Origin of the sequence: Enterococcus sp. E5-37 (assembly GCF_035726925.1) — a bacterium.
GTDB classification, from domain to species: domain Bacteria; phylum Bacillota; class Bacilli; order Lactobacillales; family Enterococcaceae; genus Enterococcus_B; species Enterococcus_B faecium.
The window spans coordinates 1-25,543 of record NZ_JAPMLG010000002.1 but is presented as its reverse complement, the minus strand read 5'-3'; the positions used below and the strand labels follow the sequence as shown (position 1 = coordinate 25,543).

The window sequence follows — 25,543 nt, the reverse complement described above, 5'->3', positions numbered from 1 at the left end:
AGCAAATAGAAATCCGAAGCATATCTGTCTCGCAGATATGCTTCGGATTTTTTATTTGATCATTATCCTGTTTTTTAAACTTCGATTTTTTGAAATTTTTTATTTTTTAGTTCAAAGACTTCATCACAGCTTTTTGCTACTTCAATCTCATGAGTCACGATGATAATACAGCGATTTTGTTCATGGGCGATTTCTTGGAAAAGTTTGACGATATCTTGTGAAGTTGTTTCATCTAGATTTCCAGTAGGCTCATCCGCTACGATTAGTTGATGTTCGCAGCAGATAGCACGAACGATAGCGACTCGCTGCTGCTGACCTCCCGAAAGTTTGGTCACCTGTTTTTTTGCTAATATTTCATCAATTCCTACACGAGCCAGTCGATCTAAAGCAACTTGTCGATAATTCTCTTGCTTGGTCTTAGTGATTTCCATTGCTGCTATGACGTTGTCTAGAGCCGATAAATAAGGAAGCAAGTTGTAAGCTTGGAAAATAATCGAGACATCATTTTTACGATAACTTCTTAACCCGATTTTGTTCAGTGAACGATCTTGATAGTATACCTTTCCTTCTTTTGGTGTATCTAGTCCAGAAATAAGCGAAAGAAAAGTCGTTTTTCCAGAACCACTTGCTCCTAAAATAGCGTACATTTTTCCAGCTTCGAAATTCAGTTCTACATCTTTGTAAAGCGCATCTTGCGGATCTTGATACCAAAATCCCAATTGTTCTGTCCGTAACATCAAATTCCTCCTTTAGTTTAATAGGATTTTTCTTGGGTTTAATCTTAATACCCCTATAGAAGCTAAAAAGACAGAAAACAGACTGATTCCAAATGCTACTCCGGCTAATAGTCCCAATTGTGCAGGTTTGACATTGATTTCCAATTCGCTGACTTGATCAGAAACAGCAAATGGATTATTCGGGGTTCCTTGTTGACCACCGCGTTGACCGCCTTGTTCTTGTCTGTTACCTGGCATTTGTCCACCGCCAGGAGCTTGCTGGTTTTGTGTCGTGGTTTCTGTCTGTTGGTCAAGTAGCTGCTGTCCCACGGCATTCGCGACGACGTTTCCGCTAATCGAAGCAACTCCTAATGCAAGAATCATACAAATAGCCACTTCGGTAAACAATTGGAGAATGATTTTACTTCTGGATTCTCCTAAAGATAGCAAGACGCCTAACTCATGCCGACGCTCCCGAATGGTAATCATAATGATCAGAGTAAGTATGATAATACCGGCTACAGCCACTAGTAAAACAACATTTTTAGAAAAACTTGCCACGTTGTTTAAAGGTTCCAACATTGACTGATACATGGAATCATTTGATTGTAAGCTAAATGTATCTGTGTCGATCAGCTTCTCAGCTTCTTTGAGAAACTCATCCATTTTATCTGGATCAGATAGAGTGTAAACAGCAGAATCTATCGTGTTATCGTCAGATGTCCCATTTAGTTCATTTGCAAAAGTGTAAGAAGTGTAAAGTGTATTCGACGGATTCATGAAGTTGAATTTCATACCCATACTGCTGCTTGTTTCGCTGGATTCATAAATTCCTTTGATCGTCATTTCATAAGTGGTATCTTCATCTTCAGTACTCGTGATTGTGAAAGTATCTCCGACTGCCAGGTCATTTGTTTCTGCTAGAGTAGAATCAATGACTACATTGTTTGTGCCTTTGTCGCTGTCATCTATTCCTTCACCATCCGTGATTTTTGCTGTTCCATCAGAAAAATTACTATTTTGTGCAGTTGCTGACACACCACTGATTTGAAAGTCTGCTTGAGTCATTTGCGGATTCCCGCCCATTCCTCCGGCAGGTTCACCGCCTGCATCGGTAGTTTCTGAACTGTCTTCACTTGAATCAGAACTAGTGATGGCAGTTATTCCATCTTTTGCCATAGCTGAGGCGGAACTTTCAAAGGAATAACTCTTTACATTATCTAATTCAGCTATTTTTTCCGCGTCCGTTAAGGAAACTGGTGTAAGAGAAAAACTGCCTGGATCTGGACGTTCTTCAGTGGTAGAACCGCTTGAAGAAGTTTGTTCCTGTTTTTTAAATGAAGCTTCTCGATTGGCACTTAAAGTCACTGTTGCTCCAACTTCTTTTTGTGCTTGATTCGCTGCTTCTTCTGCAGCGCTTCGAATCGTAAGGCCAGCTAGCACAAAAATAAGAATGGCTGTGAACACGGCAAACAATAACAATGAACGTCCCCATTTTACTTTTGTACTTTTCCATGCACGTTTCATAAAATTCATATTTTGCATCCCTCCTAGTAGATGCATTTGATAATAGATAACCTATCTTAAAGCTAACTTAAATCTTATGCTGTTTGCACACCATCAACATGAGGTTCTGTATATATCAAAAGTCACTATAGTTATTGCAAAAAATGTGGTAAAATGAAAAAAGTATGTTTCAAACCGACGAAGAAGAAATGAAAGAGGAATAGCAAAAGAAATCCTAGATGCTACAGAGGGATTTTTACGTGCATAGTTGTTCTAACAATTGCTGATACTAGCGATTTAGTTTATTTGTTGTATAATAATGGGGAACAGCTGAATACTTATATAAGTATTCTGGCTATAGCGTTTCGCAAAAGATCCATTTTGTTAAAGAAGTATATCCAAAATAAAATGCCCATCCAACTGTTAGAACGCGGATGTGATGGTAATTTTCCTGCTGATTCTCCATAAGTTGAGAAATAGTAATTTTGCATATGCTTCATTGGAATGGCTCATATATTTAGATAAAGAAGAAAATCGACATCTTTAAACTTGGATGTCATAAGAAGAGGTGAAGTTTGTGAGTACCATTAAAATTATCCCATTAGGCGGCGTTCGTGAAAATGGAAAAAACATGTATGTCGCAGAAGTGGGCGAGGATATTTTTATTTTAGATTGTGGGCTAAAATATCCTGAAAATGAGTTGTTGGGGATCGACGTCGTAATCCCTGATTTTACGTATTTAGAAGAAAACATTGATCGTGTAGCTGGTGTCTTTTTAACACATGGACATGCAGATGCGATCGGGGCACTTCCTTACTTGTTGTCAAAAATTTCTGTACCAGTATTCGGGACAGAGTTGACGATCGAGTTAGCAAAATTGAATGTCAGTCGTAATGAAGCAGCCAAAGGATTTAAGGATTTCCATGTGGTAGATGAGCATACAGAAATCGACTTTGGTGAAACAGTAGTGAGCTTTTTCCGTACCACTCATACGATACCAGATTCAGTGGGGATCAATCTGAAAACAAAAGAAGGTAGTATCGTTTATACGGGAGATTTTAAATTTGACCAAACGGCTATCCCAATGTATCAAACAGATTATGCACGATTGGCGGAAATCGGCAAAGAAGGAGTCTTAGCCTTACTAAGTGAATCGGCAAATGCAGAAAATCCTCAGCCTGTAGCTTCTGAAGCCCAAATAGCAGATGAAGTATTTGATACGATCAAATATTGGGAAGGGCGTATCATCGTCGCTTGTGTAGCAAGTAATTTGCAACGAGTGCAACAAGTATTGGATGCAGCAGAAAAAGCACAACGAAAAGTTGTCTTGACTGGTCAAGATTTCGAACGAATTATTCGCACAGCGATGCGTTTAGAAAAACTTCAATTACCAAGTGAAGATCTGCTTGTTACGTTGAAAGACATGAAAAACTATGATCCAGAAGAACTGATCATTTTAGAAACTGGCCGAATGGGTGAACCCATCAAGTCTCTGCAAAAAATGGCAAACGGTACACACCGTAATGTCAAGATTGAAGAAGGAGATTTGGTTTATATCACTACTACGCCAAGCATCGCGATGGAAACCATCGTGGCGAAAACGGAAGATATCATTTATCGAGCTGGTGGAACAGTGAAGTTGATCTCTGAGAATATGCGCGTTTCTGGTCATGCCAATCCTAATGACTTGCAATTAATGATCAATTTGATGAAACCAACATATTTTGTGCCAGTTCAAGGAGAGTATCGTGAATTAGCTGCTCATGCAGATTTGGCTCATGCAGTAGGGATGCCATACAAAAATATCTATATTACTGGACGCGGAGACGTGCTGGAATATAAGAACAAGCGTATGAGTGTTGCAGGAACTACAAGTGCAGAAAATGTAATGATTGATGGATTAGGCATAGGTGATATCGGAAACATTGTTTTACGTGATCGAAAAATCTTGTCAGAAGACGGGATTTTCGTAGCGGTTGTCACTATCAGTCGGCGAGAAAAGAAAATCATTTCAAAACCTCAAATTACTTCACGGGGATTCGTTTACGTAAAAGCTAGCCGTGATCTGATGAAAGAAAGCAGCAATATGATTGAAGCAATCGTTGAGAAACATTTAGAAAGCAATGATTTTGAGTGGAGCAAATTAAAGCAAGACATCCGAGATCAATTAGGCCGTTACTTATTTGAACAAACAAAACGCCGCCCAGTGATCTTGCCAGTCATTATGGAAGCTACTCAACGTCGAAATAAAAAATAAACAAAAAGAGTAAGATGAACCTCTCTATAGAGTGCTCGTCTTGCTCTTTTTTTGCGAAAAACAAATAATTTTTGAATACAGCATCCCTCGCTTTATAATAAACGATAGAATAAAGGGAGTGAATCAATGATGAGTCAAACAAAAGTCGAACGTTATTTAGAAGAACAAAAGATCAGCTATCAACCACTTGATTTTAGTCATGTGGTAGAAGAATCTTTCACAGAAGAACTACAAAAAAGAGGGATTGATCCAGCTTTGATATGTAAAACTCTCGTAGTGAAAGGAAACAAAACTGGGGTGATCATCGCATTGATTCCTTTGAACGATCACTTAGATTACAAAAAAACGAGACAAGTGACAAAAGATCGTAAAGTTGGTTTTCCTGGAATGGATTTTGTATTAATGCATACAGGATATCCCCACGGAGCAAACACCCCTATTGGAATAAAACTCGCACATCCTGATTATTGTTTTTTAGCAGACAGTTCTTTAAAAGAAAAAGAAGAAGTAATTGTGTCAAGCGGTGAAATCGGGAGAAGCCTTCGGATAAAAGTAGCCGATTTAGAAAAGATCGTCCATCCTATTTACGCTGATTTAATTAGTTAAGGGACGAGAAGAGAAGCTAAGCAAAGCAGAGACCTCAAACTTGAGATTATATCTGCTTGGTACTTGGTGCATCCTGTATTATCTGTTACAATTGCTTTGTACATACTGTACTATCAATCCAATGAAAATATATTTAGCAGCTATATTTTTTCATTGATGTGCAAGTGATGAAATCGTTTTTAATAAAAAAGATACAGAGAAAACGCGAGGTGTAAAATATGAAAATTACGTATCATGGACATTCCTGTTTAACAATTGAAATGGAAAATGGCCAACGCGTGATGATTGACCCGTTTATTACAGGAAATCCATTGACAGACTTAACTGCAGAAGAAGTAAAGACAGATTGGTTGCTGATTACTCATGGTCATAGTGACCACATAGGAGATATGATTCCTATTGCAAAAGAAAATCAAGCCACAATTATCAGTATTGTTGAGATTGCTGATTATGCGAACAGCAGAGGAGTAGATTCATTCGGTATGAATATCGGTGGAAAACATGCGTTTCCATTCGGCGTGGTAAAATTCGTACATGCACAGCATAGCTCAAGCTATGAAGTAGACGGTATCGTTCAGTATATGGGCGAGCCTAGCGGAATTATTATTCAAGCAGAAGGAAAAACGATTTATCATGCAGGGGATACTGCTTATTTCAGTGATCTAGGATTGCTTGCAGAAGAATTCGATATTGATGTCGCTTTCTTGCCGATTGGCGATAACTATACGATGGGGCCAGAAGATGCAGCAAAGGCTGCGCAAACAATTCGTGCCAAGAAAGTAGTTCCAATCCATTACAATACTTTCCCTGTCATTGAACAAGATCCCGAATCTTTTGTAGAGTTACTGGAAGATAGTGAAGGAAAAATAATGAGCGTCTCGGAAACGCTGGAAGTGTAGGCAGAAAATGGCGACAAAACATGATTTGATTTTAGAATATATTGAAAGTTTACCTGTTGGCAATCGAATTTCTGTAAGAAGCATCGCAAAAGAATTGAATGTCAGTGAAGGAACAGCGTACCGTGCAATCAAAGATGCGGAAAATGTCGGACTAGTTTCAACAATTCAACGAGTAGGGACCATCCGTATCGAACGCAAATTAAAAAAACATATTGAACGTTTGACATTTGGCGAGGTCGTCAGGATCATTGAAGGGGACGTTTTAGGCGGGGCGGCAGGATTAGACAAGGTCTTGAATAAATTCGTCATCGGCGCGATGACTAAACATGCCATGGAACGCTATATTACGCCAGGATCACTAATGATCGTCGGCAACCGGGCGGAAGTCCAAAAATTAGCATTGGAAGATGGCGCCGCAGTATTGATCACAGGAGGATTCAATACGACTGCTGAGATTGCAAAGCTAGCTGATGATCTTGAAATGCCGATCTTACGCACCTCTTATGATACATTTACAGTCGCAACCATGATCAACCGAGCGTTAAGCGACCAATTGATCAAAAAAGATATCATGCTTGTCAGTGATATCTATATGCCAGCTGAAAAGACTCATTATTTGCAGCAGACAGATACGATTTCTGATTATCAGCGTTTGTCAGAAGAAACGCAGCATTCGCGTTTTCCAGTCGTCAACCGCCATCATCGTTTGATGGGGATTGTTACGGCAAAAGATGTTTTAGGGAAATCGCCAAACCAGATCATCGATCGGGTGATGACGAAAGAACCAATCAGTGTAAAGAAAACAATGAGTATTGCCTCTGTTAGCCATCAAATGATCTGGGATGGGCTAGAAGTCATGCCGGTCGTTTCCGATGACTTGACATTGGAAGGCTTGATTACCCGGCAAGATGTAATGAAAGCGATGCAGCTTGTCCAGCGACAACCGCAGATTGCAGATACGATTTCGGATCAGATATCTGGAAATATCCATACGATTGATACTGACCGTGAAGGAAATCGTTTGGAAAACCCTAAGTTCAAATTCGTAGTAGCACCACAAATGGTCAATGGCGTTGGAACCATTTCTTTTGGCGTACTTAGCGAAATCATTTCTGATGTCGCACAAAAAACAATGGTGATGAACCAAAAACGAAATATCTTGATTGAACAAGTGAACCTACATTATTTGCGGCTGATCCAATTGGAAAGCGAATTAGACATTCGTCCACGTGTATTGGAAATCGGCAGACGTTCCGCTAAACTGGATATCGAAGTGTTTATTGAAAACACCATCGTTTCCAAAGCAATCGTTGTTTGTCAAGTAATGGAACGTTCTTAGAAAGCAGGAGTGAAATGACAGTACAGCAAGAAATAGTAGATACAATAAAAAAATACGATAAAATCATTATCCACAGGCATTTGCGCCCTGATCCTGATGCATTAGGATCACAAGTAGGATTAGCCGAACTATTACGGGAAAGTTTCCCAGAAAAAGAAATACGTCAAGTAGGTGAAACGATTGAAGGGCTTCGCTTTTTAGCAGAAATGCAAGAAGTTGAAGATGTCTTCTACCAAGGAGCGCTAGTCATCGTGACTGATACAGCTAATTCACCCAGAATCAGTGATCAAAGATATCAGTTGGCAGAAAAACTGATCAAAATCGACCATCATCCCAATGATGACCCTTATGGAGATCTTATGTGGGTAAATACAAAAGCAAGTAGCTGTAGTGAGATGATTGCAGAATTTGCTTTGATGTTTCCTGAATCTTTAAAGATGAACGTTAAGGCTGCACGGTTACTTTATGCAGGAATCGTCGGAGATACAGGGCGCTTTTTGTATCCCTCCACGACGTCCCGTACATTAGAGATTGCTTCGATATTGAGAAATTATCCATTTGATGCAAGTGCTTTGAACAGAGAGATTGAACAAATGCCGATGAAAGTCGCTAAACTTTCTGGTTATCTTTATCAAAATATCCAGGTGGATGAAAATGGTGCAGGAAGAATTATCCTTCCGCAAGAAATTCTTGATAAATATGGAATCGATGATTCAGAGACAGCTTCGATCGTTTCACTTCCTGGAGTGATTGACGAAGTGCTGGCTTGGGGGATTTTTGTTCAGCAGCCTTCAGGGTATTACCGCGTACGCTTACGTTCTAAGGGGCCGATCATCAATGAATTGGCTAAACGCCATCATGGAGGAGGCCATCCATTAGCAAGTGGTGCGAATGCAAAAGATTTAGCAGAAGTAGAGGAAATCTATAAAGAGATCCAAGATATATGCCAATCGTATAAGAGCAGAAAAACAGAATGATACTTCGTTCGAAAACGTGCCTTTTGTAGTAAAAATCACAAATGTATCTTTTCAAGATCTTCTTTTTCCGTTACAATAGTGCTCACTAAAGATTTTAAAGGAGAAAGAAGATGACATTACCAAATTGCCCAGAATGTGGCTCAGAGTACACATATGAAGATCGAGGCTTGTTGATTTGCCCAGAATGCGGGAACGAATGGAACAAAGAAGAACAAGAAACTGTCATAGAAGACGGATTAGTGGTATTAGATGCAAATGGAAACCGTCTGTTAGAGGGCGATAGCGTGACAGTGATTAAAGACTTGAAAGTAAAAGGTGCGTCAGGTGCCATTAAACAAGGAACAAAAGTCAAGAACATCCGTTTAGTAGAAGGCGATCATAATATCGATTGCAAGGTAGAAGGATTTGGACCGATGAAACTGAAATCGGAATTTGTGAAAAAGAATTAAAGAATATTCAAGGTCTTTTCACATTCTTTTCCTACTACTAATGATAAAATAAAGTAAACGAAAAGGAGTGAAACGACAATGTATGGTTATGGAATGTATGGTTTTTTAGATCCGACATTTCTTTTGGTCATTCTTGGATTAGTTATTTCCGGAATTGCGTCAGCGTACGTCAATAGTACTTTCCGAAAATACGATCAAGTGAGAAGCAAAAACAATGTGACTGGTACACAAGCAGCACAATATATATTACAAAGTCAACAGATAAATAATGTCGGTGTTCAACAAATTGCCGGAGATCTCACAGATAACTACAATTCAGGTAATAAGATGTTGAGTTTGTCTCAAGCAACTGCACAATCTACTTCAGTTGCTGCGATAGGTGTAGCAGCTCATGAATGCGGACATGCGGTGCAAGATGCTTCGGGTTATGTCCCATTGAAGATTCGTGCAGCACTTGTTCCAGCAGCTAACTTTGGTTCGATGATTTCGTTCCCATTGATTATGGTAGGTGTATTGCTTAGCTGGAACTCTACGTTAATCAATATCGGGATTTTCGCTTTTTCTTTAGCGTTACTGTTCCAATTGGTGACATTACCAGTCGAATTTAACGCGTCTCGGCGAGCAATCCAAATTTTGAGTGAAGGCGGACTACTGACGGAAGAAGAAGTACCGATGGCAAGACACGTATTATTTGCAGCAGCACTGACTTATGTTGCAGCAGCACTTTCGACATTCCTGCAGCTGTTGCGCTTGATCTTATTGTTCGGCGGTAACCGAAGAGATTAAAATAAAGAAGTTGTGAAATCAGCGCTTTGATCTGAGCTAATACCGAGAGTTAGCTGATTGAATACCATTTATTTGGAATAAGAGGATGTGACAAGAATTTTGTCACATCCTCTTTGTTTTGTTCTCATAACTTTTTTTCATATACAGTTCATGAACCGCTTTTATTAACTCGCCAAATAACACTGTATTGTGCGTTGTATCCAGATAGAAAGTCTCCGTTTCATCTGAAATTTTCTCATGCTGATCTGTAATGATCAAATCAGCATGTTCTGAATATGCGGTAATTTTAACAGCATCTTTGCGAAATAACTGCTGCAAATGGCTTTGAAGATGATAATTTCCTGTAAACTGTTTGGTTATCTGCAAATGGATGAGTAACTGCTCTTTCGTTTCTGTTTGTAGTAAGTGTTGGATCAATTGACTAAGGTATTGACTGATTTGGTTTCTTTCCCCATTTTTTGAAAAAATTGTATCGATTTTTTCTCTTAATTTCTTTTCCTGTATAAAAGAACTAGAATGATTGGACGTGGCTTCTGGAAAGCAAAGTGTAGAAAAACTACTGCTGGATTCACCCAACAGTTCGAAAAAAACAACTGCCAACACAAGAAAATAAAAATAAATTGGTATTTTATTTTCTAAATGGTTGAGAGGAAACTGTTGAGTTAAGTAAGTCATCAATTGACCGACTTGTCGACAAATAAGGTTTTTGCTTGTGGAAAATAAGAAACCAATCTCCTGTTTTTGTCGAAAAGAGATTTGATTTGGAAAAAAACAATAGAAAAAATAATTAAAGTAGGCCCTCTCTGTTTCTGTCTCTTCACAAGGGCGACTCACTGAAAAAGAAGTAAAGTATTCTGAATAATCATGTGTATGCTGCAATAAGTCCATCAATTCAGTGATTTCAGAAGAAGTTTTTGGAAAATATGCCTGTTGTTTGTTTCGTAATATGAATAAAGTTAACAGCAAGTAGATATTTTTTTCTTGTTTTGAAATTTTTTCTATTTGCTCATCTGTACTGTTCATTTTTAGTGCATTTAATTCAAGTGAGGAAAATGGCCAATCGTTACCTCCAAATGTATCTGAAAGAAAAAAGTAAAGATAGAGACGGATAGATAACTCATTTCCTTCAAGAGTACAGCAATTTTTTACAGATAGGATCCGTAAATGGAATTTTTTTAAGGAATGATTGAGCTGTTTTGTCAGTTTTTCGAGATAGGAGGGCGATATATAAAGTTGTTCAAGTAAATATTTTTTTGGTACAGCAGTTTGTGGATAATTGATTAGTAACATCAAATAGTTAAAACGATTGGATTCTTTTAGGTAGCATAATTTTAACTTAGAAAAAACAGCTAACTTTTTAGTTTGACCGGTTTCTTTGGTTTGGATCTCTCCTTTATGATTAGAATAAATAAATTCATCAATCAATAAAAATTGCTTGAGTGATACATTTATTTTTCGGATCAGTTCTTTGATTGTCCGTTTTGGAATATGTAAGTCATTGGATAATTCTTGTAAAGAACAATTATTTTTTTGAATGACCATTTGTAGAACAAGTAACTCTTTTTTTCTTGCTTCAATTAGCATAAATACCTCCTTTTTATTCTGTTTTTGTATATAGTTAGACAAAAACTGTGAGTGGAAAGTCATTTCAGTCTGTGTTATTCTCACAGAGTGTCGCCTTCTTTTTTATATAACGTTATTTAATTTTTTTGTTACCTTGTTTATTCTATTGTTTATTTCCTAGGGCATTTTGTCAAGATATTCTTGTTTTTAAGGCGAAAAAATTGATTTTTAATGGATATAACTAAATATGTTTTGATAATTATCAAAACATATTTTTAGAATTATTTATGTTATTTATTTATGGGTAGATGAAAAGAGATGGAGGTAAGAATGATGGGGAGAGTAACAAATTATAGTAAAGAATATTTGCTGTTCAAAAGTATGGTATACGTGGAAGAATATGGAATGAAGTCAATTACTGCAAGAGAGTTAGCAGAGTTCTGCGGTTGTTCTACATACCCGATTTATACACATTTCAAATCAATCAGCGTTAAAAGAGAAGATATTAGAAGAAATCACTGTTTATTTTGAAAACTACTTAGCTGAATGCAGTTCCGATGATGTTTTAAGCATTGTCTACTTATTGAAAGATTTTTTTCTATCCATGAAAGTATTCGTGAAATCATTGCAAAATCTGATTTAGACATGGATTCGCTATTTAAGCGGCCATTTTTCTCATATGTCAAAGGTCACACGAAGATCAAAGAAGAAAAGTCGCTTGAATTGGTATGGCTTAATGCATTGGGAAGTTTGCGCTCAGATGATTCTTCTCAAGATTTTCTTGAAATGATGAACGCTGTTTGGGATAAAAACGAGGTGACGGATGAATACTTGGAAAATATCTTAAAGGAACAGTCACCTTAGGCAGCAACATGAAAAAGTAGATCAGCCACCTTTATTTTTCGTAAAAAAGATTGTAAAATGTCTAACGAAACATTGGAATGAAGGAGGAAGCGACAACGTTACCACAGCAATTTATCAAAAAATATCGTCTTCTTTTAGGCGAAGAAGCATCCGATTTTTTTTCTGCGCTTGAACAAGGAAGCGTGAAAAAAGGATTTCGGTGGAATCCACTAAAACCGGCAGGATTGGACATGGTCCAAACTTACCATAGCGAAGAATTACAACCCGCTCCCTACAGCAATGAGGGATTTCTTGGCACTGTCAATGGAAAGTCTTTCCTCCATCAAGCTGGGTATGAATATAGCCAAGAACCAAGTGCAATGATCGTTGGAACAGCTACTGCAGCAAAACCCGGTGAAAAAGTTTTGGATTTGTGTGCGGCTCCCGGTGGTAAATCAACCCAATTAGCTGCTCAAATGAAGGGGAAAGGGTTATTAGTGACGAATGAGATCTTTCCGAAACGTGCGAAGATTTTATCAGAAAATATAGAACGATGGGGAGTTTCGAACGCAATAGTGACAAATCATGCACCCGCAGAACTTGTCCCTCATTTTTCGGGCTTTTTTGATCGGATCGTGGTTGATGCTCCTTGTTCAGGAGAAGGAATGTTCCGAAAAGATCCAAATGCAATAAAAGAGTGGACAGAAGAATCTCCGCTATACTGTCAAAAACGTCAGCAAGAGATTTTGTCTTCAGCAATAAAAATGCTAAAAAATAAAGGACAACTGATTTATTCGACTTGTACGTTTGCACCAGAAGAAAATGAAGAGATCATTAGCTGGCTTGTAGAAAATTATCCAGTAACGATTGAGGAGATTCCTTTGACTCAATCCGTTAGTTCAGGACGGTCTGAATGGGGAAGCGTAGCTGGTTTGGAAAAAACAATACGTATATGGCCTCATAAAGATCAGGGTGAAGGACATTTTGTTGCAAAGCTGACTTTTCATGGACAAAATCAGATGCATAAAGAAAAGAAGACACGAAAAAAAAGTAAAGTGCAAATGACAAAAGAGCAGGAAAAACTCTGGACGGAGTTTTCAAATGATTTTCATTATGAAGCTACTGGAAGACTTTTAGTGTTCAACGACCATCTTTGGGAAGTTCCTGAGTTAGCCCCTTCTCTTGATGGTTTAAAAGTCGTACGTACAGGTTTGCATTTAGGAGATTTCAAAAAGAATCGATTTGAACCTAGCTATGCATTAGCGCTTGCTACAAAAAAGATAGAGAATATACCTTGCTTGCCGATCACTCAAAAGGAATGGCAATCTTACACAGCAGGAGAAACATTTCAACGTGATGGGAATCAAGGATGGGTTTTGCTAGTATTAGATAAGATACCTGTCGGATTTGGGAAACAAGTAAAAGGAACAGTAAAGAACTTTTTCCCTAAAGGATTGAGATTTCACTGAGTGGATTAGTTCGTTTATTTTTTTGTCTATGCTATGATGGAGATAGATAAAAAGGAGCTGATACTTATGAAAACATCAACAAAAGTAACAATCGGATTAAGCGTAGCAGCCGCTGCCAGTGTAGCGACAGCAGTCGTTGTATCGGGAAAAGTAATGGAAAAGATCCATCATATGACTACTCGGACGAAAGTAAAAAAATTCGTCTATGACAAATTTGATGGAAATGAAAAATTACTAGAAATCGTAGATGGTCTTTCAGATAGTGACTTGGATTCTTTGATGGGAATGTTAGCAAAAATCAAATCAGGAAAAAAGAAAATCTCTGTTTATGGTGATTCGATCAAAGATTCAACCGAAGATGTAAAAGATCGGCTAATGCATTTTGTTGAAAAAATGATGTAAGAGAAACTAGCTTTTGAACACTATTCATTCGAAATAAGGGGTTGTGACAAAATTATTGTCACAACCCCTTTAATCTATCTTTAATTATGTTCATGAATCAATAAAAGATAGCAAAACAGTAAATCGTTGGCTTTTTTTAGATTGAAACCAGTCTGTTCTTGAAATTTTTCGATTCGATATTTTAGAGTATTACGATGAAGAAACAGTGTTTTTGCAGCAGAGCTGACATTGCCTAATTCATTCCATAATTCTTGAATGATCACTTCCATTTCATTTTGTTTGATCAGTTCTATGTAACTTTTGATCAACTTACTATCTTTTACAGTATCTTTTGTATAGTAATGTAAAGCCACATCTTGCATAGAAAAAGTACGGCTGTGAGTATAAAGATTGTTTTGCTCTGTTAAAAAAATTTTTCTTTCTTCAGCAAACAAAGGGACGAGGTCGGTGCCAGGTGAATGGAAAGAACCAACGAATACAGACGTTGTCGTATCAAAATCAGCATCTAAAGATAGAAAAATACCGTTGATTTCAGTAGCATCAAGATAATCACGGTTTATTTGTTCGACTAAGAGCGCATCTGTGTCTGTATAAAAAAAGAAATCAGCAGAATAGCGAAATAATTCCAAAATAGTATCTTGCCATTCTTTTTTTAAGAATTCTCCTTTTGATTCGACGTGAAGCTGGATCAAACGAAAGCTTTTTTCTTGAACACAAGAAGCATCTTTAAAAAGATAGTGATACCATGGGTGTTTTTTTTGATCGTTGATTACAGGGAATAACGCTTTCAAAAGGCTGGTTTCTTGTTGAGATAATGAATCTTGTTTGATCCAGATAAAAGCATCATCAATTGCAAAAGAAAGGATATCCGCTTCTGATGCTGGAGAGTTTTTTTTCTGTGCTTGTGGGTAAAGAGCAAGTAATTTATCCATTTTCATCTTGTTCACCTCTTGTATTTATTTTACCATAGAAAAAAAAGTTAGTTACAGCCTTTTTATCATATGCTAAAGTAAAACAAGAAAAAACAAAGGCAGGGAAGGGTAATTGGTAAATACAAATCTTGATGCAGTAGAAAAAGAAAAATGGATGCGCCTTGCATTGGCAGAAGCAAAGAAAGCAGAAATGCTTCATGAAGTTCCGATTGGAGCAGTGGTTGTATTGGATGGAAAAGTGGTTGGAAGAGGATATAACCTTAGAGAAACCACGCAAGATGCTACTACACATGCAGAAATGCTTGCAATCAAGGAAGCCTGTGAAAAAGTGGGAAGCTGGCGCTTGGAAGATGCCACACTTTTTGTTACCTTAGAGCCTTGTCCTATGTGCAGCGGCGCGATGATTTTGTCTCGTGTAGCAGAAGTTTATTTCGGTGCGTATGATCCAAAAGGCGGAACAGCCGGTACCTTGATGAATCTTTTGGAGGACGAGCGGTTTAACCACCAAGCATATGTAGAAGGTGGCATTTTAGAAGACGAATGTGGGATGATTTTGACTGACTTTTTCCGAAAGCTCCGCCAGCGAAAAAAGAAATTAAAAAAAGACTGGTCAACGAATGAAAAATAAGGTATACTATTCTTTGCCGAAAGGCTAGGACAATGGTGGGCTTGTGAAGCGTGTCAGGTCTGGAAGGAAGCAGCACTAAGCAGGTTCCGCCATGTGTCTGATTATAATGAAACGACAACAGACTTTCGGGTCTGTTTTTTTTATTTTTATAGTACTGTAAAAATGAATGTTCCTGATTTTTTAGCCAGACTGATTTATCGAATATTGTACTTATACAATTTGCTTCAAGGCAGGAAAAACTCTGAAATAGAGCTTGTTTCAATGGAAGAAAAAGCTGCCTATGGTATGATAAAGATAAAGAGAGGCGAGAGGGTACATGGAAAAAATAGTGATTTTACATACGAATGATCTGCATTCTCATTTAGAAAATTGGCCAAGGATCAGAAGGTTTTTGGATCAACGTAAACGAGAAAACGAAAAGAAAGAAAAAACGACAACGATTGCAGTAGATCTAGGTGATTTTGTGGATCGTTGGCATCCATTGTCAGAAGCAACGAATGGACAGGAAAATATCTTGCTGATGAATGAAGTTGGTTATGATGCAGCGACGATAGGAAACAATGAAGGCGTAGGAAATTCCAAAGAAGAGCTGAATCATTTATACGATCATGCTGAGTTTGATATCATCCTGGATAACTTATTCGATAAAAATACGCTCCAGCCACCGGCATGGACGAAACCATATAAAATTATTACAACGAAACACCAGACGAAAATCGGACTAATTGCATTTACTGCTCCATTTCCGCTTACTTATAATCCGAATGGCTGGGACATACGCAATCCTTATGATATTTTGCCAGAATTAGTCGAAGATTTACGTTCACAAGTGGATGTTTTAGTTTTGATGAGTCATCTCGGGATTCAGGATGATTTCCAAATTGCAAAAGAAATACCAGCAATTGATGTTATTTTAGGATCGCACACCCATCATTTATTCAGAGAAGGTCACGTAATCAATGATGTCCAAATAGCAGCCGCTGGAAAGTACGGGCAGTATGTCGGTGAAGTCCATTTAACCATCGATGAAGAGAAAAAAATCCTTAAGCATTCAGCCAAAGCCATCCCTACCGAAACAATGACAGCTTTTACAGAAGATGAACAAGAAATAAATAGTTATCTAGAACGTGGGCATGAATTATTAAAAGAAAAAGAAGTAGCAGATTTGCCATTTTCTCTGAGTCTAGATATCTTCAATGAGCATTCGTTTATCCAAGTAGCCCTTGAGGCGGTGAAAGAACGAGGAAAGACGGAAGCAGCAATATTAAACAGTGGTCTGTTTTTAACTGAAATTCCAAAAGGGCGGGTCAATCAGGATCAGCTTCACACTGCGTTGCCGCATCCGATGCACTTGTTAAATGTCACATTGGGTGGAAATGATCTGATTCGCTTAGTTTTAGAAATAGAAAAAAATCGTAACTTTTTACGTAACTATCCTATGAAGGGAATGGGATTTCGCGGTAAGATTTTTGGGCAGATGGTCTATAATGGAATCACATATGATTCTATTAACCATCAAGTCTTTTGGAAGAACAAGCCAATCGATCTGAATAAAAATTATACTTTTACTACCGTAGATCATTTGATGTTTGTTCCATTTTTTCCAACGATTGAGATTGCTGGAAAAAATGAATTTTTGTTCCCTGAATTTATCCGAAGTGTGGTAGGAGATTACTTGAAAGCTCACTACCCAATCAAATAAAAACAAGGTATAATAAAAAAGATAGGTGGTGAACGCATGTCTGCAAAACAAAATGAACAGCAGAACGTTGAGCATAAAACAGAAATTGCTAAGAAAAAATCATCAGCTGAACAGGAAACAACAGTCACCGAAGAACTGACAGCTGCTTTGGAAGAAATCGTTGAGGAGCCTAAAGCAGAAAAAGTCAAAGGCGAGCTAGTGACACTGTTAGATGACAGTAATTTTTTGATAGGCGAAAGACATTATCGGCTTGTGTCCGATTATCGTGAAGGATTTAATGCAGAAAAGCTTGGAGAACGTTACAGTGATGTACTAGCCCGATATGATTATATCGTAGGAGATTGGGGTTATGAACAACTACGCCTAAAAGGATTTTTCCAAGCGGATAATCGACGGGCGCATCCAGATCAGCGAATCGATTCCTTGGAAGACTATCTTTACGAATATTGCAATTTTGGTTGTGCGTATTTTGTCATCGAGAGAATCGGCGGTAAAAAAGAAAAGACAAATCAGCGCCGAAAAAAGAAAAAAAACCATAATCGTGCGTATATCGATGAGAAAAAAGGACCAGTCGCATCTAATCGCAAAAAACCGGTTATTAAAAATCGAAAAACAGAGTCAGCAAAAACCTCTGAAAAAGTAAAAAAACAAGAACAACCTAAACAAGTAGAAAAAACAAAAACAGCATTTACGATAAGAAAAAGGGAAGAGTAGTGGATGAATGGACTATAAAGGATATTTAATTGATTTAGACGGAACGATTTATCGTGGGACACAACCCATACCGGCCGGTAAACGATTTGTGGAAGAATTGCAAAAAAGAAAATTACCTTTCTTGTTTGTTACCAATAACACGACTAAGTCACCAGAAACAGTAGCTAATCGTCTAGCAGATGAGTTTGACATTCATGTAGCTCCAGAGACAGTCTACACAGCTACTTTGGCAACAATCGATTTTATGAAAGCAGATGGAAAAGGGAAAAAAGTCTATGTTATCGGAGAAGCAGGATTGATTGACTTGATTTTAGCTGCCGGATTTACATGGGAAGAAGAGGCTCCTGACTATGTAGTGGTAGGCTTAGATAATTATCTGACCTATGAAAAAGTAGTTAAAGCAACACTTGCTATTCAAAAAGGTGCTACTTTCATTGGAACGAACCCAGATAAGAATATACCTACTGAACGCGGCCTTCTTCCTGGAGCAGGGTCAGTCATCTCTTTTGTAGAGACAGCAACCCAAACGCCGCCGATCTACATCGGAAAACCAGAAGCCATCATTATGGATAAAGCCGTTGAAGTATTAGGACTGCAAAAAGAAGAAGTAATCATGGTTGGAGATAACTATGAAACAGATATCCAAGCTGGGATACGCAATAATATAGATACTTTGCTCGTTTTATCAGGTTTTACAAAAGAAGAAGATGTACCTGGGTTGCCTATCCCAGCTACTTATGTGAAACAATCACTGGATGAATGGAGCTTCTAATATGAAAAATTCGAGATGGCAGTGGATGGAATATGCTGGATTGTTCAGCCTATTTCTGACACTGATCAGTCTGGCAGTTGGTGTGACGATCAACTTTCGACCACTATACGTATTTGATATCGGACATTTGCAAATTTTGGATTATACTTCTTTAGATCAAGAGACATTACTGAAAAATTTTGATCACCTAATGAATTATCTCAATAATCCCTTCAAAACCATCCTCAGCTTGCCAGATTTCCCAGTTTCTGCTAGCGGAGCCCATCACTTTTATGAAGTGAAAATTTTGTTTTTAGTGGATTATGCTGTGTTTTTCATCACTTTGATCCCGAGTATTTTGTTTATCAAATATTTGCAAAAGAATGATCGGCTTTGGCGGTTGATTCGTCCGTTTCAAATCGGCATGTTACTGCCAGTTGTTTTCGGTTTTTTCATGATGGTAGGATTTGATCGCTTTTTTATCCTTTTTCATGAAACGTTTTTCAACAACGATGACTGGTTATTCGATCCCGTTACTGATCCAATCATCAATGTACTTCCAGAAGAATTTTTCATGCATAGCTTTATCTTATTTTTTGTATTATTAGAATTATTTTTTGCTGTTTTTCTTTTCTTAGGAAAAAATAGCTTGAAACAAACAAAAAAGAAAGAACTCGTCTAAATAGACGTTTTCTTTCTTTTTTTGTTGAATTATTGAGTAAGGCGACTTCTTTTTTCTGGTTCTTTGTGTGCTAATCGACTGGCAGCAGCAGCGGCGATCGCTCCGACGATATCATCTAAGAAGGTATGGACATGAACGCCATCGTGGCTGTTTAGTTCTTTTAAAATACCAGGTTTCACCTTGTCGATATAACCATAATTCGTAAAGCCGATCGTACCGTAAACATTCACGATTGACAAGGCTAGGATCTCATCGATACCGTAAAGGCCTTCGTCATCTTCGATAATATGTTGCAACGGACTCATCAATTTTTTCTTTTCTGCTAATATATCTAATTGGATTCCAGTGATAATGGCGTTATGTACTTCACGCTTTGTTAGCACGCTGTTGACACTTTCAGTACAATCCGCCAAAGTCAAATCAGAAATATAGTCTTTTTGTAAAAACATGACAAGTTGTGCGATATCTTCTACAGTTACGCCACGTTCCTTCAATAGTTCTCTTGCCTTTTCTTCTAAAGTCTCAGTTTTGACGACCATATTATTGCTCCCCCTTTATTTTTTCTTTCTCTATTTCATGTTAACGGAACATGAAAAAAATGCAAGAAACTGCTTTCGGGTTTAATTTGAAATGCAAAGAGATATAAAAAATCAACTAGGACGAAGATTTTTATCGTATAAGCTTGTGCTGTGACCAGGCTGAGTTCGTTCCTTTGGATTAATATAGTGTAAAGCATTGTTCACTGCAGTAGGTGCTTCACCGAGCCCAGTAGCAATCAGTTTCACTTTTCCTTCATAGGTACAGATGTCACCAGCTGCATAAACGCCTGGAATAGAAGTAGACATATCTGATTTTACAGTAATGGCATTTCTGGTACTATCAAGTCCCCAAGAAGAAAGATGTTCTAAATTAGAAGAGAATCCATAATTGACGATCAGAGAATCAATCATCAAATCAATCGTCTCGTCACTTTTCACTTTTTTTAACCGGATATCTGTCAGTTCCCCATTATTGCCTGATAATCCATCGATGAGATAGGGAGTAAGCAAGTTGACAGATGAAGATTTCAAGCGTGATACACTATGTTCGTGCGCACGAAATTCCGGGCGACGATGAATCAAGTAAACTTCGCTTGCAATAGGCTCTAACATCAACGCCCAATCGATAGCAGAATCACCACCTCCAGCAATAGCGACTTTTTTTCCAGCATACTTCATCAAATCATTCACGAAATAATCCAATCCGTGGTTTTCAAATGATTCAGCATTATCTAAATTCAATTTTCTTGGCTGGAATGAACCATTTCCTAAAGCTAAAATGACTGCTTTGGAATAATGGATGCCTTTATTTGTAGTAATCTCGATAACTTCGTCTTCACGAGTAAGCGAGAGAACTTCTTCTTTTAAATGGAATGTATGGTTAAAAGTAGTTAATTGTTTTTCTAATTGATCGATTAATTCACTTGCTTTTATTGCTGGATACCCAGGAATATCGTAAATATATTTTTCGGGATACAAAGTTGCTAATTGACCACCAAGTTGAGGTAGACTGTCAATGATTTTTGTTTTAGCTTGGCGCATTCCTGCGTAAAAAGCGGCAAACATCCCTACAGGACCTGCACCGATGATTGTAATGTCATAGATTTCCATAAAAATTCCTCCCTTTTCACACTATAGCAGAATTTAATTGAGAATGCTTCTCAAAAATGTTTGAATTCGAAATCGAAACGGTAAGTTATAGAATGTATCTAGTGATGAAAAATAAAAGAAAACAAATCTAGTATTTTTACGAGAGGTTAGGTATTATGTTATTATTATTATGAAGTATGCAAATATTAGGAGGAAACAATATGGCATTCCCACAACTAGATTTAAAAAGTGAAAAAGGACCAAAAGCTGTTATCAAAACAAACCGTGGTGACATTACTGTTCAATTATTCCCTGAACTAGCACCGAAGACGGTTCAAAATTTCATTGAACTTTCCAAAAAAGGTTATTATGATGGCGTGATTTTTCACCGCGTTATTCCTGATTTCATGATCCAAGGCGGCGATCCAACTGGAACAGGAATGGGTGGCGAAAGTATTTATGGCGAAAGTTTTGAAGATGAATTCAGTCGTGAACTGTTCAACCTTCGCGGAGCTTTATCTATGGCAAATTCAGGTCCAAACACAAACGGAAGCCAATTCTTTATTGTAAATAACACAAATGTGCCAGCTAATATGCTTGGACAACTAGAAGGTGCTGGATTCCCATCAGAAATCATTGAAGCGTATAAAGGTGGCGGAACTCCTTGGCTAGATTTCCGACATACAGTCTTTGGACATGTACTAGAAGGGATGGACACAGTAGATGAAATCGCAAATGTACAACGTGGTCCACAAGACCGACCTGTACATGATGTAGTGATTGAAACAATTGAAATTTCAGAATAGTTTGGTATGGTACGGAGTAATTATGAAAAAGGACGAAACCTAGTAAGGTCTCGTCCTTTTATTTTGAATAAATGATTTAATCGATTGTCTCTAAAGCATACTTGATTCGATTAAGTCCTTCCAGTAAAGTTTCTTCTGGACAAGCAATATTCAAGCGCATATGCCCATGACCGGAAGGACCAAACGTGATGCCAGGATTTAATACGACTTTTCCTTTCCGAACAAGAGTGTTCTCCAATTCTTGGTCGTCTGAAATATAGGCGGTAAAATCTAACCACATTAAGTAAGTTCCTTCAGGGTTCATTATTCTCACTTTCGGAAGATACTGTTCAAAAAACTGATTAACTGTTTGAACATTTTTTTCTAGATAAGGAATCAGTTGGCTTAACCATTCTCCACCCGTCTCATAAGCCGCTTGGGTTCCAATCAGTCCAAAAGTGTTGATTTCGTGCTGTTGGTTCATCACTAAATGTTTTTCAAAATCAGCTTTCATCTCTGGATTTTTGATAAATACCATTGAATTTTTGATTGCAGCTAGATTGAAAGTCTTGGTTGCGGAAGTAAAAGCAACTAGTAGATCATCTAAATTAGGATCAATCGTTAGCATGGAAGTAAATGTATGATCGAATAAAGTTAAATCTTGATGGATCTCGTCACTAAACAGAATCACTTGATGTTTTAAACACAATTCGCTTAACTGTTTCAATTCTTCTTTGCTCCAAACACGCCCTCCAGGATTGTGAGGATTGCATAAAATCATTGCTTTTACATTGTTTTCTTCGATTTTTTTCTCCATGTCAGACAAGTCCATGATGAAATGATTATTTTTTTCTAGCAAAGAGCTTCGAACGATGTGACGTTGATTTGTTTCTATAATAGAGGAAAATGGAGGATAAACTGGGTCATGAATCAAAATAGAATCGCCTGGTTTTGTAAAAGTTTGTACTGCTGCAGCTAAACTAGTTAACACACCACTTGTAAAAACGATATTTTCTTTCGTCAACTCCACAGCATGGTGTTGGCGTTCCCAATGAATGATAGCCTGATATAGTTTATCAGACAGAGTGGCATAACCAAAGATTCCATGTTTGATGTATTCACTAAACGCTTTAGCTACCCCACCAGGAGACAAGAAGTCCATATCTGCTACCCACAAAGGAAGTAAGTCATCCATTTGATATGTCTCAGCAATTGCGTCCCATTTTACACTTTCTGTATCTTTTCTTGAAATCTGTTTATCAAATTCGATCATCTTAAGACCTCCAGTCATTTTCGTCGCTTCTTTTTTTGAGCTATTTACAGTATAATGATAAATGCGAAGAGAGGGAAGTAGATGACTTATAAAATTGGACAAATAATTGAAGGAAAAGTGACAGGGATACAGCCTTATGGCGCATTCGTTTCTCTTGATAACGAGACGCAAGGACTTATTCATGTTTCGGAAGTACAATCCGGTTATACGAAAAATATCCATTCATTGTTAAAAGTCGGGCAGCCAGTAACAGTTCAGATCATCGACATTGATGAATATTCCAAAAAAATCAGTTTATCTTTAAGAACGTTAGAAAAAACAAATCCAGCTGTTCCATATCGCAGAAAAAGGTATTTCACGAATAAAAATCGTAAGATCGGATTTACCACTATTGCGGAGCAGTTACCTATTTGGATAGAAGAAGCATTATCTGAACTAGAACGGAAAGAAAATAAGAAATAAAAAGTGTATTTTTTCTGAAAATGTGCTAGAATTTTTATGTAAGCCATAGAACAAGTTGATCGAGGTGGAAATTTTGGCAAGCAAAAGAGTTGCTGGTACAATTATGTTGCATTTGGAGGATGGTACTAAAAAATTTTTGGTCCATTCAATTGATGACAAGTTGGAATTTGCGTTAGCGGAACTTTCTGAAGGAAAGACTGGTTTAGCGAATATACTTAATTTCTTAAAAGAAATAGTTCATATCGATGTTAGCAAGATTAGTTTGATGGAATTGACAAATACACATATTAAAGAGGAAAATGTTCCGTTGTTTGTCTTTGAAACTGAACAAAAGAATCAAAGAGAAGAATTAGGCGAAGGATATATTTGGGAAGAACCAGGTCAAATGCGCTCTGTTCTTGGAACTTACGAAGTAGAGGGAGTGCCTTTCTTCTAAAATACAGATTAAGCGAACAAAGAAGTTTGAATTTTTTTCAAACTTCTTTTTTTATTGTTTGGTCCAAAAAATACAATGAAATGTTCTGCTAAAGATAGTTTTTTAGTGCATTTTATTTTCAAAATATGTTAAAAACGGTTGTATAACGAATAATAATAATTGATCGAAAAATCATTTCACAAAGTAATGCTTAATTTATAGTTGACCAAGGAAGAAATACATGATAAATTTAACAGCGTTGATTCTGAAGTGGATGTTATATCACATTTCTAAAAAAATTTAAAAAATAGTTGTTGACATGTTAGAAATGACATGATAAGATAACTGAGTCGTTAAAAAAGGACCACTTGTGAAGCTTGATTCTATCGAAAAAAACTTCAAAAAAGTTCTTGACAAATAACAAACGATAAGTTATGATAAATGAGTTGCTGAAAGATTTCGAGAAACGAAATCGAAAAAAACTTTTAAAAAAGAGTTGACAATTACTTGTCTCTCTGATATGATATAAAAGTTGCTACGGCAGCCAAAAATGAATCGGGAAATACTCTCGATGAAGTAGACCTTTGAAAACTGAACAAAGTAAGACAAACCAAATGTGTAGGGCGTCTTGATTCAATTCAAGGCAACAAACATTTTTAACAAGCAAGCAATATGCTAGCAAACAAATTGAGCTTAACAATCGCAAGATTGTTCGAACTTTTTATGAGAGTTTGATCCTGGCTCAGGACGAACGCTGGCGGCGTGCCTAATACATGCAAGTCGAACGCTTCTTTTTCCACCGGAGCTTGCTCCACCGGAAAAAGAGGAGTGGCGAACGGGTGAGTAACACGTGGGTAACCTGCCCATCAGAAGGGGATAACACTTGGAAACAGGTGCTAATACCGTATAACAATCAAAACCGCATGGTTTTGATTTGAAAGGCGCTTTCGGGTGTCGCTGATGGATGGACCCGCGGTGCATTAGCTAGTTGGTGAGGTAACGGCTCACCAAGGCCACGATGCATAGCCGACCTGAGAGGGTGATCGGCCACATTGGGACTGAGACACGGCCCAAACTCCTACGGGAGGCAGCAGTAGGGAATCTTCGGCAATGGACGAAAGTCTGACCGAGCAACGCCGCGTGAGTGAAGAAGGTTTTCGGATCGTAAAACTCTGTTGTTAGAGAAGAACAAGGATGAGAGTAACTGTTCATCCCTTGACGGTATCTAACCAGAAAGCCACGGCTAACTACGTGCCAGCAGCCGCGGTAATACGTAGGTGGCAAGCGTTGTCCGGATTTATTGGGCGTAAAGCGAGCGCAGGCGGTTTCTTAAGTCTGATGTGAAAGCCCCCGGCTCAACCGGGGAGGGTCATTGGAAACTGGGAGACTTGAGTGCAGAAGAGGAGAGTGGAATTCCATGTGTAGCGGTGAAATGCGTAGATATATGGAGGAACACCAGTGGCGAAGGCGGCTCTCTGGTCTGTAACTGACGCTGAGGCTCGAAAGCGTGGGGAGCAAACAGGATTAGATACCCTGGTAGTCCACGCCGTAAACGATGAGTGCTAAGTGTTGGAGGGTTTCCGCCCTTCAGTGCTGCAGCTAACGCATTAAGCACTCCGCCTGGGGAGTACGACCGCAAGGTTGAAACTCAAAGGAATTGACGGGGGCCCGCACAAGCGGTGGAGCATGTGGTTTAATTCGAAGCAACGCGAAGAACCTTACCAGGTCTTGACATCCTTTGACCACTCTAGAGATAGAG

At 38.0% G+C, this 25,543-nt stretch carries 24 protein-coding genes, 1 rRNA gene, 1 other RNA gene and 1 pseudogene; 20 read left to right on the top strand and 7 right to left on the bottom strand.

The genetic code is table 11. From position 1 onward, the window contains the following. Nucleotides 1–74 precede the first annotated feature (74 nt). Together OS138_RS01695 and OS138_RS01690 are read right to left on the bottom strand one after the other, a co-directional pair. Nucleotides 75–737 (bottom strand): ABC transporter ATP-binding protein, encoded by a 663-nt coding sequence (locus tag OS138_RS01695; protein WP_002298949.1) that lies wholly within the window; start codon nt 735–737, stop codon nt 75–77. A 12-nt stretch (nt 738–749) separates the two neighbouring features. After that, on the bottom strand, nt 750–2,252 hold the full coding sequence (locus OS138_RS01690) for an ABC transporter permease (protein WP_325069606.1): 1,503 nt from the start codon (nt 2,250–2,252) through the stop codon (nt 750–752). Between the two features lie 547 nt (nt 2,253–2,799). On the opposite strand from OS138_RS01690, the gene OS138_RS01685 reads away from it, so the two are divergent. The 7 genes from OS138_RS01685 (at nt 2,800) to OS138_RS01655 (ending at nt 9,535) form a co-directional block, all read left to right on the top strand. Next, complete coding sequence (locus OS138_RS01685; RefSeq protein ID WP_142652107.1) at nt 2,800–4,479, top strand: ribonuclease J; 1,680 nt, start codon at nt 2,800–2,802, stop codon at nt 4,477–4,479. 126 nt (nt 4,480–4,605) lie between these two features. Beyond that, nucleotides 4,606–5,085, top strand: coding sequence for an aminoacyl-tRNA deacylase (locus tag OS138_RS01680; RefSeq protein WP_002287132.1), 480 nt, complete (start codon nt 4,606–4,608; stop codon nt 5,083–5,085). A gap of 218 nt (nt 5,086–5,303) precedes the next feature. Next, entirely contained in the window at nt 5,304–5,984 is a 681-nt protein-coding gene (locus OS138_RS01675) for a metal-dependent hydrolase (protein WP_002287133.1), read from the top strand. Nucleotides 5,985–5,991: 7 nt separating this feature from the next. After that, nucleotides 5,992–7,323, top strand: coding sequence for a DRTGG domain-containing protein (locus tag OS138_RS01670; protein WP_002287134.1), 1,332 nt, complete (start codon nt 5,992–5,994; stop codon nt 7,321–7,323). A 14-nt stretch (nt 7,324–7,337) separates the two neighbouring features. Further along, the gene (locus OS138_RS01665) at nt 7,338–8,300 is read left to right on the top strand and encodes a DHH family phosphoesterase (RefSeq protein WP_325069604.1); all 963 of its coding nucleotides are present in this window, start codon (nt 7,338–7,340) and stop codon (nt 8,298–8,300) included. Between the two features lie 110 nt (nt 8,301–8,410). After that, nucleotides 8,411–8,749: a zinc ribbon domain-containing protein YjdM gene (locus tag OS138_RS01660; protein ID WP_002287137.1), complete on the top strand. Its 339-nt coding sequence runs from the start codon at nt 8,411–8,413 to the stop codon at nt 8,747–8,749. 78 nt (nt 8,750–8,827) lie between these two features. Beyond that, nucleotides 8,828–9,535 (top strand): zinc metallopeptidase, encoded by a 708-nt coding sequence (locus tag OS138_RS01655; RefSeq protein WP_002287139.1) that lies wholly within the window; start codon nt 8,828–8,830, stop codon nt 9,533–9,535. A gap of 102 nt (nt 9,536–9,637) precedes the next feature. Here the strand turns inward: OS138_RS01655 and OS138_RS01650 are convergent, their stop codons facing one another. Then, nucleotides 9,638–11,119 (bottom strand): helix-turn-helix domain-containing protein, encoded by a 1,482-nt coding sequence (locus OS138_RS01650; RefSeq protein ID WP_325069603.1) that lies wholly within the window; start codon nt 11,117–11,119, stop codon nt 9,638–9,640. 309 nt (nt 11,120–11,428) lie between these two features. On the opposite strand from OS138_RS01650, the pseudogene OS138_RS01645 reads away from it, so the two are divergent. The 3 genes and pseudogenes from OS138_RS01645 (at nt 11,429) to OS138_RS01635 (ending at nt 13,812) form a co-directional block, all read left to right on the top strand. Beyond that, nucleotides 11,429–11,962: pseudogene (locus tag OS138_RS01645) on the top strand (TetR/AcrR family transcriptional regulator). Between the two features lie 77 nt (nt 11,963–12,039). Next, a complete protein-coding gene (locus tag OS138_RS01640) occupies nt 12,040–13,410 on the top strand; it encodes an RsmF rRNA methyltransferase first C-terminal domain-containing protein (protein ID WP_325069602.1) in 1,371 nt (456 codons plus the stop codon). Between the two features lie 66 nt (nt 13,411–13,476). Continuing rightward, entirely contained in the window at nt 13,477–13,812 is a 336-nt protein-coding gene (locus OS138_RS01635) for a hypothetical protein (RefSeq protein WP_002287147.1), read from the top strand. 80 nt (nt 13,813–13,892) lie between these two features. Here the strand turns inward: OS138_RS01635 and OS138_RS01630 are convergent, their stop codons facing one another. Next, nucleotides 13,893–14,750 carry a helix-turn-helix domain-containing protein gene (locus tag OS138_RS01630; RefSeq protein ID WP_002298960.1) on the bottom strand — a complete coding sequence of 286 codons (858 nt, stop codon included), beginning with the start codon at nt 14,748–14,750 and terminating at the stop codon, nt 13,893–13,895. Between the two features lie 106 nt (nt 14,751–14,856). On the opposite strand from OS138_RS01630, the gene tadA reads away from it, so the two are divergent. The 6 genes from tadA (at nt 14,857) to OS138_RS01600 (ending at nt 19,221) form a co-directional block, all read left to right on the top strand. Continuing rightward, nucleotides 14,857–15,372, top strand: coding sequence for a tRNA adenosine(34) deaminase TadA (tadA, locus tag OS138_RS01625; RefSeq protein WP_002298962.1), 516 nt, complete (start codon nt 14,857–14,859; stop codon nt 15,370–15,372). 21 nt (nt 15,373–15,393) lie between these two features. Beyond that, nucleotides 15,394–15,480: signal recognition particle sRNA small type (ffs, locus tag OS138_RS01620), an RNA gene on the top strand. A gap of 208 nt (nt 15,481–15,688) precedes the next feature. Next, a complete protein-coding gene (locus tag OS138_RS01615; RefSeq protein WP_002307275.1) occupies nt 15,689–17,074 on the top strand; it encodes a bifunctional metallophosphatase/5'-nucleotidase in 1,386 nt (461 codons plus the stop codon). Nucleotides 17,075–17,110: 36 nt separating this feature from the next. Continuing rightward, complete coding sequence (locus tag OS138_RS01610) at nt 17,111–17,788, top strand: YutD family protein (protein ID WP_127821274.1); 678 nt, start codon at nt 17,111–17,113, stop codon at nt 17,786–17,788. A gap of 7 nt (nt 17,789–17,795) precedes the next feature. Further along, nucleotides 17,796–18,560, top strand: coding sequence for a TIGR01457 family HAD-type hydrolase (locus OS138_RS01605; protein WP_002287159.1), 765 nt, complete (start codon nt 17,796–17,798; stop codon nt 18,558–18,560). 1 nt (nt 18,561) lies between these two features. Continuing rightward, entirely contained in the window at nt 18,562–19,221 is a 660-nt protein-coding gene (locus OS138_RS01600) for a TIGR01906 family membrane protein (protein WP_002317806.1), read from the top strand. Nucleotides 19,222–19,250: 29 nt separating this feature from the next. Here the strand turns inward: OS138_RS01600 and OS138_RS01595 are convergent, their stop codons facing one another. Both OS138_RS01595 and OS138_RS01590 read right to left on the bottom strand, forming a co-directional pair. Then, on the bottom strand, nt 19,251–19,760 hold the full coding sequence (locus tag OS138_RS01595; RefSeq protein WP_002287163.1) for a phosphatidylglycerophosphatase A family protein: 510 nt from the start codon (nt 19,758–19,760) through the stop codon (nt 19,251–19,253). Between the two features lie 111 nt (nt 19,761–19,871). After that, complete coding sequence (locus OS138_RS01590; RefSeq protein ID WP_002296073.1) at nt 19,872–20,870, bottom strand: NAD(P)/FAD-dependent oxidoreductase; 999 nt, start codon at nt 20,868–20,870, stop codon at nt 19,872–19,874. 200 nt (nt 20,871–21,070) lie between these two features. Here OS138_RS01590 and OS138_RS01585 point away from each other — a divergent pair, with 200 nt between their 5' ends. Beyond that, nucleotides 21,071–21,655, top strand: a complete 585-nt coding sequence (locus tag OS138_RS01585) for a peptidylprolyl isomerase (protein WP_002287167.1) — start codon at nt 21,071–21,073, stop codon at nt 21,653–21,655. A gap of 76 nt (nt 21,656–21,731) precedes the next feature. Here the strand turns inward: OS138_RS01585 and OS138_RS01580 are convergent, their stop codons facing one another. Next, the gene (locus OS138_RS01580) at nt 21,732–22,907 is read right to left on the bottom strand and encodes a MalY/PatB family protein (RefSeq protein ID WP_002296072.1); all 1,176 of its coding nucleotides are present in this window, start codon (nt 22,905–22,907) and stop codon (nt 21,732–21,734) included. A gap of 81 nt (nt 22,908–22,988) precedes the next feature. On the opposite strand from OS138_RS01580, the gene OS138_RS01575 reads away from it, so the two are divergent. The 3 genes from OS138_RS01575 to OS138_RS01565 form a co-directional block, all read left to right on the top strand. Then, nucleotides 22,989–23,369, top strand: coding sequence for a CvfD/Ygs/GSP13 family RNA-binding post-transcriptional regulator (locus tag OS138_RS01575; protein WP_002287231.1), 381 nt, complete (start codon nt 22,989–22,991; stop codon nt 23,367–23,369). A gap of 73 nt (nt 23,370–23,442) precedes the next feature. Beyond that, entirely contained in the window at nt 23,443–23,805 is a 363-nt protein-coding gene (locus OS138_RS01570; protein WP_002287172.1) for a hypothetical protein, read from the top strand. 698 nt (nt 23,806–24,503) lie between these two features. Continuing rightward, nucleotides 24,504–25,543, top strand: a 16S ribosomal RNA gene (locus tag OS138_RS01565); the annotation flags it as partial.